Annotated in this window: 13 protein-coding genes; 4 read left to right on the top strand and 9 right to left on the bottom strand. The window is 70.2% G+C overall.

Annotated features, from left to right (window positions below):
- Window positions 1-20 precede the first annotated feature (20 nt).
- The 5 genes from Apa02nite_RS05900 to Apa02nite_RS05880 form a co-directional block, all read right to left on the bottom strand.
- Complete coding sequence (locus Apa02nite_RS05900; protein WP_203824164.1) at window positions 21-752, bottom strand: aspartate/glutamate racemase family protein; 732 nt, start codon at window positions 750-752, stop codon at window positions 21-23.
- Complete coding sequence (locus tag Apa02nite_RS05895; RefSeq protein WP_203824163.1) at window positions 752-2,245, bottom strand: NCS1 family nucleobase:cation symporter-1; 1,494 nt, start codon at window positions 2,243-2,245, stop codon at window positions 752-754. Before Apa02nite_RS05895 ends, Apa02nite_RS05900 begins: the two co-directional genes overlap by 1 nt.
- A 198-nt stretch (window positions 2,246-2,443) precedes the next feature.
- Window positions 2,444-3,424, bottom strand: coding sequence for a hypothetical protein (locus Apa02nite_RS05890; protein WP_203824162.1), 981 nt, complete (start codon window positions 3,422-3,424; stop codon window positions 2,444-2,446).
- A 71-nt stretch (window positions 3,425-3,495) separates the two neighbouring features.
- Entirely contained in the window at window positions 3,496-5,394 is a 1,899-nt protein-coding gene (locus Apa02nite_RS05885) for a protein kinase domain-containing protein (protein WP_425548343.1), read from the bottom strand.
- Between the two features lie 180 nt (window positions 5,395-5,574).
- Entirely contained in the window at window positions 5,575-6,291 is a 717-nt protein-coding gene (locus tag Apa02nite_RS05880; RefSeq protein ID WP_203824160.1) for a GntR family transcriptional regulator, read from the bottom strand.
- Between the two features lie 118 nt (window positions 6,292-6,409).
- Between Apa02nite_RS05880 and Apa02nite_RS05875 the strand changes: the two genes are divergently transcribed.
- Complete coding sequence (locus Apa02nite_RS05875) at window positions 6,410-7,033, top strand: ATP-dependent Clp protease proteolytic subunit (RefSeq protein ID WP_067704268.1); 624 nt, start codon at window positions 6,410-6,412, stop codon at window positions 7,031-7,033.
- 68 nt (window positions 7,034-7,101) lie between these two features.
- Here Apa02nite_RS05875 and Apa02nite_RS05870 read toward each other — a convergent pair whose 3' ends face one another.
- Together Apa02nite_RS05870 and Apa02nite_RS05865 are read right to left on the bottom strand one after the other, a co-directional pair.
- Window positions 7,102-7,527 carry an uL11 family ribosomal protein gene (locus Apa02nite_RS05870; protein ID WP_067704271.1) on the bottom strand — a complete coding sequence of 142 codons (426 nt, stop codon included), beginning with the start codon at window positions 7,525-7,527 and terminating at the stop codon, window positions 7,102-7,104.
- Window positions 7,528-7,711: 184 nt separating this feature from the next.
- Complete coding sequence (locus tag Apa02nite_RS05865) at window positions 7,712-8,518, bottom strand: transglycosylase SLT domain-containing protein (protein ID WP_203824159.1); 807 nt, start codon at window positions 8,516-8,518, stop codon at window positions 7,712-7,714.
- Window positions 8,519-8,669: 151 nt separating this feature from the next.
- Here Apa02nite_RS05865 and typA point away from each other — a divergent pair, with 151 nt between their 5' ends.
- On the top strand, window positions 8,670-10,532 hold the full coding sequence (gene typA / locus Apa02nite_RS05860; RefSeq protein ID WP_067704884.1) for a translational GTPase TypA: 1,863 nt from the start codon (window positions 8,670-8,672) through the stop codon (window positions 10,530-10,532).
- 222 nt (window positions 10,533-10,754) lie between these two features.
- On the opposite strand, the gene Apa02nite_RS05855 is transcribed toward typA, so the two are convergent.
- Complete coding sequence (locus tag Apa02nite_RS05855; RefSeq protein WP_203824202.1) at window positions 10,755-11,750, bottom strand: TerC family protein; 996 nt, start codon at window positions 11,748-11,750, stop codon at window positions 10,755-10,757.
- 374 nt (window positions 11,751-12,124) lie between these two features.
- On the opposite strand from Apa02nite_RS05855, the gene Apa02nite_RS05850 reads away from it, so the two are divergent.
- Entirely contained in the window at window positions 12,125-12,460 is a 336-nt protein-coding gene (locus tag Apa02nite_RS05850; protein ID WP_203824158.1) for an antibiotic biosynthesis monooxygenase family protein, read from the top strand.
- A gap of 241 nt (window positions 12,461-12,701) precedes the next feature.
- Window positions 12,702-13,838, top strand: coding sequence for a GNAT family N-acetyltransferase (locus Apa02nite_RS05845; RefSeq protein ID WP_203824157.1), 1,137 nt, complete (start codon window positions 12,702-12,704; stop codon window positions 13,836-13,838).
- Between the two features lie 233 nt (window positions 13,839-14,071).
- Here Apa02nite_RS05845 and uvrB read toward each other — a convergent pair whose 3' ends face one another.
- On the bottom strand, window positions 14,072-16,189 hold the full coding sequence (gene uvrB, locus Apa02nite_RS05840) for an excinuclease ABC subunit UvrB (RefSeq protein ID WP_067704886.1): 2,118 nt from the start codon (window positions 16,187-16,189) through the stop codon (window positions 14,072-14,074).
- Between the last annotated feature and the right edge of the window lie 328 nt (window positions 16,190-16,517).

Genomic DNA, 16,517 nt, shown 5'->3' with positions numbered 1-16,517 from the left:
CCGCATCGTCGCAGGGCGCCTCAACGCCTGCTGAACTCCGCGAGCAGGCCGGCGTACGCCTTGGCCGGCGGCGACGCGTACTCGTCCCGTTTCGAGGTGCGCAGGCCCAGCGTGACCAGGGACTGGACCAGCACGGTCGCGGCGGCGACGCCGTCCACGACCGGCACGCCCAGCTCGGCGGAGACGTCGGCGCAGAGCGTCGCCATCCCGGCGCAGCCGAGCACGATCACGTCGGAGCCGTCCCGGGCCAGCGCGGTGCGGGCCAGTTCCACGACCCGGGGCAGGACGGCCGGGTCGTGCTCCAGTCGCAGGACCGGGATGTCGCAGGCCCAGACCCCCTTGCAGGCGCCGGCCGGTGCGTAGCGGTGGGCGAGGTCGAGGGCTCTGCCCGTCGTACGGGAAAGGGTTGTCACCACGCTGAAACCGCGACCCAGCAGCGTGGCCGCATGCATCGCGGCCTCGGCGATGCCGACCACCGGCCCGGCGGCGATCTCCCGGGCCGCGTCCAGGCCGGGGTCGCCGAAGCAGGCGATCACGTAGCCGTCGGCGCCGGCCCGCTCCCCCGCGGCGACCTCGGCGAGCAGGCCGGGCACCGCGAGGGCCTCGTCGTAGTGACTCTCGATCGAGGCCGGGCCCATCGCCGGGGTGATCCCCTCGACGACGACGCCCGGGCCGGCGACGGCCCGGGCGCTCGCCTCGATCAACGCGGTCATCGACGCCGTGGTGTTGGGATTGATGACCCTGATCAGCATCAGACGGTCTTTTTAAGGAGTCCGAGATAGGTCACGAAGCCCAGGCCGCACCCGATGAACCAGCTGTACTGAGCGATGGTGTGCATGCCCGGCCCGCCGGTCCAGAGCACCGGGATCATCGCGATGACCGCGCCCACCGCGGTCGCGATGATCGCCGGCAGGTGGTAGCCGTTCTTGTAGAAGTACTTGCCCTCCGGCGCCATGGTGAACATCGCGTCCACGTCGACCTGCTGCTTGCGCACCAGGTAGTAGTCGGCGATCAGCACACCGAACAGCGGGCCGATGAAGGCGCCGAGCGTCTCCAGCGTGTAGTGGATGACGTCCGGGTTGTTGTAGAGGTTCCACGGGGTGATCAGCACCGAGCCGACCGCGGCGATCATGCCGCCGGCGCGCCAGCTGATCCGTTGCGGACTGACGTTGGAGAAGTCGAACGCCGGCGAGATGAAGTTCGCGACGATGTTGATGCCGATCGTGGCGATCGTGAAGGTCAGCGCGCCCAGGACGATCGCGAACGTGCTGTCGATCCGGGACACCGTCGCCACCGGGTCGGTGATCAGCTCGCCGAAGACCGGGAGGGTCAGGCTGGCCGTCACCACGGTCAGGATGCTGAACATCAGGAAGTTGATCGGCAGGCCGAGGAAGTTGCCCTTCTTGACCGCTGTGAACGACTTCCCGTATCGGGAGAAGTCGCCGAAGTTCAGCATCGGACCGGAGAAGTACGACACGACCAGCGCGATCGCACCCAGCATGATCGGCACGGCGTCGAGCCCGGTGTACTTCACCTCGCCCAGGTTCAGGTCGATCGCGCTCCACCCGGCCTTGTAGATCAGGTAGCCGGTCAGCGCGAACATCACCACGTAGACGGCCGGGCCGCAGAAGTCGATGAACCGGCGGATGGTCTCCATGCCGGTCCAGAACACCGCGGCCTGCAGCACCCAGAGGATCGCGTAGGTGCACCAGCCGAGCAGCGGCAGGCCCAGGAAGCCGTACTGGTTCACGTCGGCGTAGGGCAGCAGCGAGGGCCAGAGCTTCAGCACGACGACGTCCAGCGCCGCCGAGGCCAGGTACGTCTGGATGCCGTACCAGGCCACCGCGATCAGGCCCCGGATGATGGCCGGGACGTTCGCGCCGAGCACACCGAACGCCACCCGGTTGATCACCGGGTAGGGCACGCCGGTCGCCTGGCTCGGCTTGGCCACCAGGTTGCAGAAGAAGTAGACGATCGTGATGCCCACGACCAGCGAGACCAGCACCTGCCAGCTCGACAGGCCGAGCGCGAACAGCGAGCCGGCGGTGACGTACCCGCCGACGCTGTGCACGTCGGACATCCAGAACGCGAAGATGTTGTAGGAGCCCCAGGTCTGCTTGCGCAGCGGGGCCAGGTCCTCGTTGGTCAGGCGGGGGTCGTATCCGGGTTTGATGATGCCGCTGCCCGCCGGCATGCCGGCGGCTTCGACCAGGTCCTCGGGCTTGCTCGAGAGGGTGTCGGACATGCGAACACGCTAAGAACCAGGTGTTTCACAGCGATGAGCGGAAATGTATATCTTCGGCTACCCGCCCGGGCCGGGCGGCCACCCACCGGGCCGGGCGGCTGCCCACCGGGCCGGGCGGCTGCCCACCGGGCCGGGCGGCTGCCCACCGGGCCGGGCGGCTGCCCACCAGGCCGGGCGGCTGCCCACCAGGCCGGGCGGCTACCCGAGGATCCGGGCGGTGGCGCTGCCCTGCCACGGGATCGCCGGGCTCAGCTGCGGCACGGTGTCCAGCGCGATCGCCAGCTCGCCGGCGGACACCCCGACCGGCAGCCGGAACGTGAACCGGTGGGTGACGCTGCCACCCGCCGCGGGCGCGGCGACCGTCACGCTGAACGAGTCCGTTCCGCCGGTCACCCTGGGCCACCTGCCGGAGCGCTCCAGACCCTCCGGCGGGTAGAACGTCAGGGTGACCCGCTCGGGATGGGCGCCCCGGTGGTGGGTGACCGTCACGTCGACGCCGCCGGACCGGAATCCGCCGACCGGCCGGCCGAGGATCAGGTCGTCGGCGGTGAGCCGGGTCTCGGTCACCCGTGGGTTGAGCGGCATCCGGGTCGGCCCGCTGACCTGCGCGAACCGGCCGTCGCGCAGGGCGTACCCGCGGGTCTGCCAGCTCTGCGGGGTCCGGTCGGCGCAGCAGCGCTGATAGTCGGCGACCCGCGCGGTCACCACGCCGGACCCGTCGACCCGGACGCCGGTGTTGCTGAGGTCGCGGACCTCGCCGGTGGTCGCGGCGACCTGCCCGCGGGAGACGATGCGGCCGTCGGCGTCCCGGTCGTAGGCGACGATCTGCTTGCTGCCGCCCTCGATCAGGCAGCCCAGCACGACGAGGGTCTCGTCGGTGCCGTCGTGGTCGATGTCGCCGTAGCTGACCGACAGGATCACGATCGACTGCCCGTAGGGCGGGCGGCCGTCCGGCACGGTCCTCGGCGCGACCGTCACCTCGCCGTGGTGGAAGCGCAGCGGGCCGGACGGGCCCTGGACGTTGTCGGCGGGCCAGGCCGGCACGTCCAGGGTGGCCTCCCGGAGCGCCGCGAGGGAGATCCGGCCGCCGTCCGGTGCGGGCGGCGCGGCGTGGGCGGGCACCGCGACCGGGAGGACGGCGGCGAGGGCGACCAGGGTGGTGAGCACGGAAGATTTCATCGTGGGGACATTCTGGGCCAAAGTCGTCCTACCGGGCACCATTACCGGCCGGAATTCACCCGTTCCAGGTCTCAGTAGGTCCATTTCTGGTTGTCGGCGCCGGAGCACTCCCAGATCTGCGCGGTCACCCCGTTCGCGGTGTTGGCGTCCGGCACGTCCAGGCACTTGTAGCCCCAGCCGCTCGTCAGGTCACTCGCCGCGTTGTAGTTGAACTGCTGCGCGGTCCCGCCGGTGCAGCCGGCCAGCCGCAGCTGAGTGCCGTTGGCGGTGCTGGAGATCTGCGCGCACTGCCCGCGCACCCGCATGGTGCCGTCGGCCGGGAAGCTGAACATCTGCGTCGCCGCGCCGGTGCAGGCCCACAGCTTGAGCAGGCCGGTGGTGCTCGGCGCGTAGAGGCAGGTGCCGGTGCCGTGGTTGCGGATCTGCCGCCCGACCGGCGCCGGTTCGGTCGTGGTGGCGGCGGTCGTCGCGGTGGGTTTGGCGGTGCTGGGGGTCACCGTCACGGTCACGGTTCCGGCCGGCGGCTTCGTGGGTTGCGCGGGCTTGCCGGTGGTGGCTCCGGGGCGCGCGGAGGGCGCGTTGGCGCGGGTCGGGCGCGCGGAGGGCACTGCCGCCGGGGCGCCGGCGGGCGTGAGGGCCGGTCCGGAGGACACCGCGATCACGCCGGGGGACTGTGTCTCGGCCGCGCCCTCGGGTGCGCTGAGCATCTGCTGCGCGCCGACACCGGCCACGATCAACAGGATCGCTCCGGCCACCAGGCTGCGGCGTCGCCACCGCGGCCTTCCGGCCGGCGCGGGGGCAGGTCGTTCCGGCGCCAGGTCCGCGGTGGCCGATGTCGACCCCTTTGTGGGTACGACCGGAGCCGGGCCGGCGGCGGCAGCCGTGGTCGCGCTGCTGTCCGCCGACGTCACTCCCTTGCCGGGCGGCGTCGCGGCCGGGGTCGCCCCGTTGACCGGAGTCACTTCCTTGGACGGCGGCGCCGCGGCCGGGGTCGCCCCGTTGACCGGAGTCGCTTCCGCGGCGGCGGGCGGGGTCGCTCCGCTGGCCGGCGCGGCGGCGGGCGGGGTCGCTCCGTCGGCCGGCGCAGCGGCGGGCGCGGCGAGAGGCGGTGTCGCGAACGGCTGCTCGTTGAAGCGGGCCTGCGCGGCCGCCGGACCGTCCTGCTCCGCCGCGGCCATCAGCAACCGGTAGGCCGTCTCGGCGTCCGCGCGCTGTGCCGGGTCCCGCTGGAGCAGCGCGACGAGCGCCGGCCGCAGCGCACCGGCCCGGGCCGGCGGGGCCGGAAGCTCGGTGGCCAGCGCCGCCAGGGTCGCCATCGGCGACGACTTCGCGTACGGCGGCCGCCCCTCGACGGCCGCGTACAGGGTCGCCCCCAGCGACCACAGATCCGCCGCCGGCCCGATCTCGGCGTCCAGCGCACGCTCCGGCGCCAGGTAGGACGGCGAACCGAGCACCACACCGGTGCTGGTCATGCTGGAGTCCCCGGCCAGGGTGGCCAGTCCGAAATCGGTCAGCACCACCCGGCCGTCGTGCGCGAGCAGCACGTTGCCCGGCTTCACGTCCCGGTGCAGCAGCCCGGCCCGGTGCGCGGCCCGCAGCGCGGCGAGCACGCCCAGCCCGACCCGGGCCACCTGGTCCGGCGCCATCGGCCCCTCGGCCTGGAGCACGTCGTAGAGCGACCGGGACGGCACCAGCTCCATCACGATCCACGGGTCACCGGAGTCGAACACCACGTCGAAGACCCGGACCACGTTCGCCTGGTCCACCTGGGCGATGGCGCGCGCCTCCCGGATGGACCGCTCACGGAGCCCGCGCAGGGCGTCCTCGGTCAGCCCGGCCGGTGGCACCAATTCCTTGATCGCCACATCCCGGCCGAGCAGTTCGTCGCGGGCCGCCCAGACCCGGCCCATGCCACCTTGGCCCAAGGGTCCTACCAGGCGGTAACGTTCAGCGATCAGCACTGGCGGCACGGTACCGGCAGTGATCGGTTCCGGTTGTCAGGCACGCGACGCGGACCACTCCGTCCATCCGTCGTCAATGATCTGTCGAACCCTCGCCGATCCGCACGATCGGCAGGTCAGGAGCGCTCCCATCGCGGCGCCCCGGTCCCGCGAACCGGCCTCGGCTCCCACACTGTGGACGATGTGAAATCAGTCACCCTCGGCGAAAAGTCCGGTGTGCTGGGGCAGCGCGGAGATGAAGCCCTGCAGCCGGTGATGGTGGTCGGCGCAGGCCCGGGCGAGCCCCTCCGGGTCCCGGCGCAGGAACGCGGCGAGCATCCCGGCGTGGTCCGAGTGCAGCAGCTCCCGGTCGCCGGCGGTCAGATGGGACATCGGGCGCAACGGCTCGGTCATGTTCCACGCCGCCTCGAGCATGTGCAGCAGGCGGCGCATCCGGCACGGACCGATCAGCGCCAGGTGGAACCGCCGGCTCTCCCGGTGGTACGACGTACCCCCGTCGTCGGCCTCGCTCGCCGCGTCCAGCGACCGAAGAGCGGACCGTGCCTGCCGATCGTCCTCGGGGGTGGCCCCGGCCACCGCAGCGCGCAGCGCCGCCGACTCGAGCGCCTCCCGGACCAGGTAGATCTGACCGAACTCCCGGGCGGTCATCATGGCCACCCGGTAGCCGCCGTTCGGCCGGTGGTCGACGAGGCCCTCGCCGATCAGGGTCATCAGCGCCTCACGCACCGGGATCCGGCTGACCCCGAACGCGGCGGCGACCGCGTCGACCGGGATCGCCGAGCCGGGCGGTACCTCACCGTGCAGGATGATCGCCCGCAGGTCGTCCACGATCGCGCTCTGGGCGCTGCCCGCCGGCCGGTCCGCCAGGCGCGCCAGCAGCGCGGATCGGCGGCGAGGTCCGGACATGCCGGGACCCTAGCGGCTCACGGTTATCGGTACGTTTCCGATGTGCCCCAGGCGGCGCCGAGGCGAAAGACTCCCGCGTACGCTGGCGAAAGCCCACCGGTGAACGTGGAGGCGCTCCGTGAACCTCAGACATGATCCGTCGCGGTGGGGTTTCCCGCCGCACCAGCCGCAGCAGCCGTTCGACCTGCCGCCCGGCGGGCCGGCCTTCCCCGGCTGGCTCGAGGAACGACTCTTCGACCAGCGCATCGTGATGCTGCGCGGCCAGCTCACCAGCGACCTGGCGACCGGCATCTCGGCCGCGCTGCTCACCCTGGACGCGGCCGGTACGGCGCCGATCCAGGTGCACGTGGCCTGCCCGGGCGGTGATCTGAGCGCCGCGCTCGCGGTGGTCGACGTGATCGACGCGCTGGTCTCCCCGGTGCACTCGCTCGTCACCTCGGAGGCCGGCGGCGCCGCCCTGGCCGTGTTGTCGGCCACCGACCGCCGGGCCGCCTACCGGCACGCCCGGTTCCGGCTCACCGAGCCACGGGCCGCCGGGGTGACCGGCACCGCCGACGAGGTGGCCGCCGCGGCCGGGCAGCACCTGCGGGAGCTGGAGGAGATCGTGGTGCGGCTGGCCGAGCTGACCGGCCGGCCGCGCAGCCGGGTGGAGGACGACCTCTCCGCCGGGCGCACCCTGAGCGCCGCCGAGGCCCTGGAGTACGGCCTGCTCGACGAGGTCGTCACACCCAAGGCGCGGTGACCGGGACGTCCCGGAACGGGGAACGGCCCCGGACCGTCAGGTCCAGGGCCGTTCGCACGCATGAGAGGTCAGGAAGAAACCTTGACACCCATCGAACGCGCGGTGCCGCTGACGATCTGAATCGCGGCGTCCATGTCGTTCGCGTTGAGGTCGGGCATCTTGCGCTCCGCGATCTCCTTGACCTGCGTGACACTGAGCGTGCCGACGTGCTGGGTCAGCGGGTTGGACGCGCCCGACTGGATGCCCAGAGCCTTGCGGATCAGGAAGCTGGTCGGCGGCGTCTTGTAGACCAGCGTGTGGCTGCGGTCCTCGTAGACACTCACGATGACCGGGATGATCTCGCCCCGGTTCTTCGACGTGGCCTCGTCGTACTCGACCTTGACGGCGCGCATGTTGGCGCCGGTCGGGCCGAGCATCTTACCGAGGTCGACCATCGCGGCGTTACCCGCCTCAAGCGCGAGGGTTACCTCATGGGTCTTCTTCTTGGGAGGCATCGGGTAAGGCTCCTTAGGGTGAGCTGCGGGCCGAGACAACGCAGCTCGCCAGCATCAACGACACACGACAACCCCGAGACCTTACTACCGCGTTGACTACACGGTCAAAACGGCTGGTAAGCGGGGTCTCGGGTCCGGAACCAGTGTAGCTCGCAGCCCGGGACCGCCCCGGACCGCCCCGGGCTCAGTACCGGTCGCAGTCGCAGTCGCGCATGTTCGCCCGGATCAGGGCGACGTACTCGGGGTTGGACAACTTCTTGCCGTCCTTGAACGCCGTCTCGGTGGAACCGGCGCCCATGTTGTAGCCGTCGATCACCATGTTCAGCAGGCAGGGCGAGGCGTCCGTCTTGCACTTCGACGTGCTCAGGCTGTAGTCGTTCTTGAAGAAGTTCTCTCCGAAGTACTTGGTCAGCCAGGCCAGGTAGTTGGCGCCGAGGATGGCGTTCTGCCGGTAGTCGTCGGCGTCGTAGGACTTGGTGAACCGGCCGTTGATGAAGTCCTCGGTGTCCGGCATGACCTGCATGAGGCCGTACCCGCCGTCACAGTTCTGGATGTTCGACACCCAGCCGCTCTCGTGCCAGGCGACCACCCGGACCAGCTCGGCCGGCACCTTGAGTTTCGGTGCGTTGATCGGCCAGTAGACCTTCGCCGCGGCCGCGTTCAGCGCCGCCTTCGCCTTGGCGAAGGAGACCGCCTTGCCGACGTACTTGGCACAGTCCGGCAGCTGGCGGTTGAACGGATCCTCGGTCGGCGTGGCCTTCACCGTCGGCTTCTTCGACGTCGTGGTCTTCGACGGCTTCGGCTTCGGCGTGGGCGACTCCTCCTCGGTCTCCTCCGGAGCCGGCGACTCCTCCGGCTCCGGCGAGTCGGCCGCCGTCACCGCCACCGGCGCCGAGCCCGACGACGTGTCGTCATCACCACCGCCGAGGAGACCACATCCCGCGGTCACCATCAGCACTGCTGTCGCTACCGCGAGCAAACGAACCTTCATCGATGAAGCCCTTCCCCGTGCATATATCGATGAGGAACGCTAACAGCCGACGATCTCGCGGCAGTGACCGGCAAATCGCCCAAAAGAACCCAAGGTTCGGGACTTGACCCCGTGTCACGAACGGCAACCTGAACCGGGGACAATGGGGTTCATGCAGACCCGCACCGACCTCCGCAATGTCGCCATCATCGCTCACGTCGACCATGGCAAAACCACCCTGGTCGACGCCATGCTCCGACAGGGCGGTCAGTCCCACGCGCGTGGAGAGATGGCCGAACGTGCCATGGACTCCATGGACCTGGAGCGGGAAAAGGGCATCACCATTCTCGCCAAGAACACCGCGATCAGCTACAAGCCGGCCGAGGGCGAGCCGGTCGTCATCAACATCATCGACACCCCGGGCCACGCCGACTTCGGCGGCGAGGTGGAGCGCGGCCTGACCATGGTCGACGGCGTCGTGCTGCTGGTGGACGCGTCCGAGGGACCGCTGCCGCAGACCCGCTTCGTGCTCCGCAAGGCGCTGCACGCCAAGCTGCCGATCATCCTGGTGATCAACAAGGTGGACCGGCCGGACGCCCGGATCAAGGAGGTCGTGGACGAGACGTACGCGCTCTTCTTCGACCTGGACGCCGACGAGGAGCAGATCGAGTTCCCGATCATCTACGCCTGCGCCCGTGACGGCATCGCCACCCTGAACCAGCCGAAGGACGGCTCGGTCCCGGAAGACAGCGACGACCTCGAGCCGCTGTTCAGCACGATCCTCAACACCATCCCGGCCCCGACCTACACCGAGGGCGCCCCGCTCCAGGCGCACGTCGTCAACCTCGACGCGTCGCCGTTCCTCGGCCGCCTGGCGCTCTGCCGGGTGCGCGAGGGCTGGATCCGCAAGGGCCAGACCGTCGCCTGGTGCAAGACCGACGGCACGGTCTCCAACGTCCGTATCTCCGAGCTGCTGATCACCGAGGGCCTGGAGCGCAAGTCGGCCGAGAAGGCCGGCCCCGGCGACATCATGGCCGTCGCCGGCATCGCGGAGATCATGATCGGCGAGACCCTCGCCGACGCCGAGAACCCGGTCCCGCTGCCGCTGATCACTGTCGACGAGCCGGCCATCTCGATGGTCATCGGCACCAACACCTCGCCGCTGGTCGGCAAGGTCAAGGGCTCCAAGGTCACCGCCCGGATGGTCAAGGACCGTCTGGACAAGGAGCTGATCGGTAACGTCTCGCTCCGCGTCCTGAACACCGAGCGCCCGGACGCCTGGGAGGTGCAGGGCCGTGGTGAGCTGGCCCTCGCCATCCTGGTCGAGCAGATGCGCCGCGAGGCCTTCGAGCTGACCGTCGGCAAGCCCCAGGTGGTCACCAAGGTCATCGACGGCAAGATCCACGAGCCGGTCGAGCGGCTCACCATCGACTCGCCCGACGAGTACATGGGCGCCATCACCACCCTGCTGGCCACCCGCAAGGGCCGGATGGAGCAGCTGACCAACCACGGCACCGGCTGGCTCCGGATGGAGTGGCTGGTCCCGGCGCGTGGCCTGATCGGCTTCCGCACCGAGTTCCTCACCGAGACCCGCGGCACCGGCATCATGCACCACCTGTACGAGGACCACGAGCCGTGGTTCGGCGAGCTCCGCACCCGGCAGAACGGCTCCCTGGTCGCCGACCGGTCCGGTGTGGTCACCCCGTTCGCGATGATCAACCTGCAGGAGCGCGGTCAGCTCTTCGTCGAGCCGACCACCGAGGTGTACGAGGGCATGATCGTCGGCGAGAACTCTCGCGAGGACGACATGGACGTCAACATCACCAAGGAGAAGAAGCTCACGAACATGCGGGCGGCGAGCGCCGACAACACCGAGAAGGTGATCCCGCCGCGCCGGCTGTCGCTGGAGCAGTCCCTGGAGTTCTGCCGCGAGGACGAGTGCGTCGAGGTCACCGCCGCCACCGTCCGCATCCGCAAGGTCGTTCTCGACCAGAACGCCCGCGGGCGCGCCGCCTCGCGTCGTAAGAACCAGTAATCAGCGTCACCTGAACGCCCTCGCCGGGTCCGGCGGGGGCGTTCCGCTTTCCCGGGGCGCGGCCGCGGCCGGCTTTCCGGCGCCGGGGCGGGCCCGGGCCGCTGCTTCTGCTTTCCGGCGCTCAGCCGGGGCGGGGCGGCGGTGCGGGTGGTGGACAGGCAGCGGCCCGGGCGACATCGGTCGCCCGGGCCTGCGTGCTCACGTCGTACCCGAAAAGGGTTTTTATTGTCCTGCGGAGATCAGTTCTTTTTTGCGGTCCCGGGCGGATTTGGCCAGGCTGGCGACGGTGGCGATGCCGAGCGTGCCGAGGATCACCAGCAGCGACAGCCAGATCGGGATCTCCGGCGCCCAGTGCAGACCGTCACCGGCGTTGATGAACGACAGGTTGTTGGTGTGCAGCGCCTCGAGGAAGAGCTTCACGCCGATGAAGGCGAGCACGAAGGCGAGACCGATGTTCAGGTAGACCAGGCGTTCCAGCAGGCCGCCGAGCAGGAAGAAGAGCTGGCGCAGGCCCATCAGCGCGAAGACGTTCGCGGTGAAGACCAGGTACGGCTCCTTGGTGATGCCGAAGATCGCCGGGATCGAGTCGAGCGCGAAGATCAGGTCGGTGGTGCCGATCGCGATCATCACGATCAGCATCGGGGTGAAGAGCCGTTTGCCGGTCGAGGTGACCACCCGGAACTGGCCCTCGGCGAACGAGGAGGAGATCGGCAGCGCCCGCTTGGCCCAGCGGATCAGCAGGTTCTCCTTGAAGTCCTCCTCGTCGTTCTCCCCACCCTTGACCAGCGTGATCGCGGTGTAGACCAGGAACGCGCCGAAGATGTAGAAGACCCAGGAGAACTGCGTGATCAGTGCCGCGCCGGCCGCGATGAACGCGCCCCGCATGAGCAGCGCGAGCACGATGCCGATCAGCAACACCTTCTGCTGGAACCGGCGCGGGACCGCGAACCGGCCCATGATGATCACGAAGACGAAGAGGTTGTCGACACTCAACGAATATTCGGTGAGCCAGCCGGTGTAAAACTCCCCGGCATACTGCCCGCCGGCGACGGCCCAGACACCCACTCCGAAGAGCAGCGCGAGCCCGACGTAGAACGCGACCCAGCCGCCGGCTTCCTTCATGGTGGGCTCATGCGGCCGGCGCCCGATGATCAACAGATCGACGGCGAGCACGGCCACCAGCGCCACCAGTGTGGCGATCCAGACCCAGGCTGAGATGTTCACAATCATCCTCCGGCAGACACGAGTCGTCGCTGCGCCCTCGCGAGAGATCGAAAAGGAGCAGCGACGTGCGACTGTCGGAGGTCTCTTCCGCCGCGCACTGTGACGCGACCTCCGGCCCCGGGCTTCCCCAGCTGGTCACCCAGCCGAGTGTTCCGTGTTGACGACACCGGAGCGGGGGAATACTCCCCTCCCACGTCGCCCATTGTTGCGCATCCGGGCCCCGATCGACACATCGGGAGGCCAGGAGTGGCGGGGCTCGCTCTCCAAACCACTCAGTGGGGCGACTACCGGCACGTAACTCCTGCCGCCGCTTCCTCCGCCTTACACTCGCCGTTGCGCCATCTGGTGCGTATGGGACGCTTGCGGGCATGCTCCTCGAAGTGACGCTTATCGACGTCTTACCCGGCCGAGAGAACGACTTCATCTCCGCCTACCAGCTGGCCCGACCGGTCATCGCCGGCGCGCAGGGCTGCCACGGCGTCCGGCTCAAACGGTCCACCGACGTGTCGCCGCGGTATGCGCTGCTGGTCAGCTGGGAGTCGATGGAGGCACAGGAGCACAACTTCCGGCGTACCGAGCGGTTCGCCCAGTGGCGGGCGCTGATCGCCGGGGCCCTCGCTCAGCCGCCGGTGGCGGAGTTCTTCACCGACGTACCGGCCCCGGACGGCCGCCCGGACGCCGACCACGACTTCTTCGCCGCCTGATCCCGGCCGGGGTCCTCTCTGGTTGCTGGTGGTCGCTGTCCGCAGCCTCCTGCCGTCCGGCGGCCCCTCACCCAGCGGCCAGGCTGCCGTCCGGCGGCCGCTCACCAAGCGGCCCACCTGCCGAACAGCGGTCCCTCACCCAGTGGGCCTTCTGACTGCTTTTGCTCACTCCCGCAGCGCTCTTGCGGCCGCCCGGCAGTCGCTCCTGAACGACCTTTCGGCCGCTCTCTAGGCTGGCAGGATGACGTCCATCCATCCGCCGGGCGGCGGCTGGTCCGGCCAGGTGTGGGTCGGCGCGGGCCGGCTCGACGAGGGCGAACTCGTGGCGCTGGCGCATCGGTGCTGGGAGCACGACGGCGGCATGCCCCTCGCCGTGGATCCGGATTTCTTGCGAAGCCGCTGGTCAGCCGAGGGAGGGCAGCTTTTTGTCGCCCGTGACGGCGACGGCCGGCTGCTCGGAGCAGCGGCGGTGCGCCCCGCCGCGGACCGGGACACGAGAGCGATCGTCACCGGGCTCGTCGAACCGGCCGCGCGCGGCAGGGGCTGGGGCGGGCGCCTTCTGGATCTGGCGCTGGCCGCAGCGTCCGGCTCCTCCCCCAGCACCACCTCAGACGTCGGCATCGGTTTCAGCACCGGGTCCGACTCCGGCCCCGGTTCCTCCCCCAGCGCCAGCTCAGGCGTCGATGTCGGCTCCGGGTCCGCAGCCGGGGCCGGGGCCGCAGCCCGGGCCGGGGCCGCAGCCCGGGCCGGGGCCGGGGCCGGGGCCGGGGCCGGGGCCGGGGCCGATGAGCGTGGGCTGGTGAGTGTGGAGACCGAAGGGCTGACGCCGGGGGCCGCGGCGCTCTTCGCCTCGCGGGGGCTGCGGCAGATCTTCGCGGAGGAGGTGATGCGGGCCGACCTGTCCGCCGGCCCGCTGCCGCCTGCGGTGTGGCCGGCCGGGGTCTCGGTGCTGGAGTGGAGTTCGGCCACCGCGGGACGGTTCCACGCCGTCTATGCGGCCGCGTTCCGGGACCGCCCGGGCTTCCCCGGCTGGCCCGCGGAGCAGTGGATCGCCGAGACGGAGGAGGTCGGTTTCCGTCCCCGGTGGTCGCTGCTCGCCGTCCGGTCCGCGGCCGACGGGCTCGGCGCCGGCACCGATCTCGGGTTTGTGACGGCCGCGGAGGGCTGGATCGACCAGGTCGGAGTGGCACCCGGGGATCGGCGCACCGGCGTGGGCACGGCCCTGATACGGGAGTCGCTGACCCGGATGGCCGCCGACGGCCACCACGACGTCTGGCTCAACGTCAACGTCGACAATCCCACGGCAGCGGCGCTCTATCGACGACTGGGCTTCGCCCACCGCGGACGCCGAGCCCGCTTCCGCCCCGGCGCCGCCTGACCTCACCCCGGCGCCGGACCGGCGGCCGGACCGGCGGGCGGGCACATCCCGCGCCGTCCGGCGGGCAGCGGGCAGCAGGCGACCAGCACCCCCACGCCGGGCTGCCCGACCGACCCGGCCCCCACCCGGCCGGAGCCGGACCGCACCTCCCGGAGCCAGGCCGCACCGCCGGAGCCGGACCGACCTCTGGAGCCGGACCGCACCTCCCGGAGCCAGGCCGCACCGCCGGGCGGTTACTTCACGCCGGTCATGTCCATTCCTCGTAGTTCCTTCTTCAGTTCCTTGACCTCGTCGCGGATCCGGGCGGCCAGCTCGAACTGGAGCTCGCGCGCCGCGCCCAGCATCTGGTCGCTGAGGTCCTGGATGAGCTGGGCCAGCTCGGCGCGGGCCATGCCCTCGCGGGCCGGGCCGGCCGAACCGCGGGCCTTCGAGCGGGTCTCCGGGACCGGGGCCTTGCCGCGGGACATCTGGCGGCCGCCGCCGCCGACCATCGAGCCGGAGACCGTCGAGTCGGTGTCCTCGGCCTCGCGGTAGATGTCGTCGAGGATGTCGTGGATCTTCTTGCGCAGCGCCTGGGGCTGGATGCCGTTCGCCTCGTTGTGGGCGATCTGCTTCTCGCGGCGGCGGTCCGTCTCGTCGATGGCCAGGCGCATCGACGGGGTGATCTTGTCGGCGTACATGTGGACCTCGCCGGAGACGTTACGGGCGGCCCGGCCGATGGTCTGGATCAGCGATCGGCCACTGCGCAGGAAGCCCTCCTTGTCGGCGTCGAGGATGGCCACCAGCGACACCTCGGGCAGGTCGAGACCCTCCCGCAGCAGGTTGATGCCGACCAGGACGTCGTAGTCGCCCTTGCGCAGTTCCTTGAGCAGCTCGACCCGGCGCAACGTGTCCACCTCGGAGTGCAGATAGCGCACCCGGATGCCGTTCTCCAGCAGGTAGTCGGTGAGGTCCTCGGACATCTTCTTGGTCAGCGTGGTGACCAGGACGCGCTCGTCCTTGTCGGTCCGGAGCTTGATCTCATACATCAGGTCGTCGATCTGGCCCTTTGTCGGCTTGACCACCACCTGCGGGTCGACCAGGCCGGTCGGCCGGATCACCTGCTCGACGAACTCGCCCTGCGCCTGCTCCATCTCCCAGTTGCCCGGCGTCGCGGAGAGGAAGACCATCTGGCCGACCCGGTCCAGGAACTCGTCGAACCGCAGCGGCCGGTTGTCGGCGGCGCTCGGCAACCGGAAGCCGTGCTCGATGAGGATGCGCTTGCGGGAGGCGTCGCCCTCATACATCCCGCCGATCTGCGGGATCGTGACGTGCGACTCGTCGATGACCGTGACGAAGTCGTCCGGGAAGTAGTCGATCAGCGTGTACGCCGGATCGCCGGGCCCCCGCCCGTCCATGTGCATCGAATAGTTCTCGATGCCGTTGCAGAAGCCGACCTGGCGCATCATCTCGATGTCATACGTCGTCCGCATCCGCAGCCGCTGGGCCTCGAGCAGTTTGCCCTGCCGCTCCAGCTCGGCCAGCCGCTCAGCCAGCTCGGCCTCGATGTCGCGGATCGCCCGCTCCATCCGCTCCGGACCGGCCACGTAGTGCGTCGCCGGGAAGATGATCAGCTCGTCGACCTCGCGGACCACCTCGCCGGTGAGCGGGTGCAGGTAGTACAGCTTCTCCACCTCGTCGCCGAAGAGCTCGACCCGGACGGCCAACTCCTCGTACGCCGGGATGATCTCCAGGGTGTCGCCCCGGACCCGGAACGTGCCGCGCTGGAAGGCCACGTCGTTGCGGGTGTACTGGATGTCGACGAGCCGGCGCAGCAGCTTGTCCCGGTCGACCTCGCCGCCGACCTTCACCTTGACGGCGCGTTCGATGTACTCCTGCGGAGTCCCGAGGCCGTAGATGGCGCTGACCGTGGCGACCACGATCGTGTCGCGCCGGGTGAGCAGCGACATGGTCGCCGAGTGCCGCAGCCGCTCCACCTCCTCGTTGACCGAGGAGTCCTTCTCGATGTAGGTGTCGGTCTGGGCGATATAGGCCTCAGGCTGGTAATAGTCGTAGTAACTGACGAAGTATTCGACGGCGTTGTTCGGCAGCAGCTCGCGGAACTCCTTGGCGAGCTGGGCGCAGAGAGTCTTGTTCGGCGCGATCACCAGCGCGGGGCGTTGCAGCCGCTCGATCAGCCAGGCGGTGGTCGCGCTCTTGCCGGTGCCGGTGGCGCCGAGCAGGACCGTGTGCCGGTCGCCGGCACGGACCCGCCGCTCCAGCTCATCGATCGCCGCGGGCTGGTCACCGGCGGGCTGGTAGTCGCTGATGACCTCGAAGCGATTGTCGAGTCGTGGGATGTCGAGCGCCATGCCCACCACCGTACGTCGGGGGTCCGACAACTTTTCGCCGCGCTCGCCGAAGCCGCCGAGCCGGCCGTGCACCACCGCGTGCGGGTGGTGCACATTCGGCCCCGCCACGCGGCATTGTCGGGCCTTTCCCGGGCCACCTACCCTGGGCGGGTAGGCCGCTCGCGGCGGCCGATGAGCACGGCCAGAGGATCACCCATCGATCCAGCCGTGCCGCACCACGGTCGATGCGCCCCGGCACCCGGCGAGCGCACCCGAGGGGGTCGTGCGAGAGCCCGACCGGCCGCCGCGAGCGCCGCAAAAACCAAGCTGCGCGCGCCGCAAAACCAAG

Origin of the sequence: Actinoplanes palleronii, from assembly GCF_016862315.1 — a bacterium.
Taxonomy (GTDB): Bacteria; Actinomycetota; Actinomycetes; order Mycobacteriales; family Micromonosporaceae; genus Actinoplanes; species Actinoplanes palleronii.
This window is presented reverse-complemented; position numbering and strand designations above follow the sequence as displayed.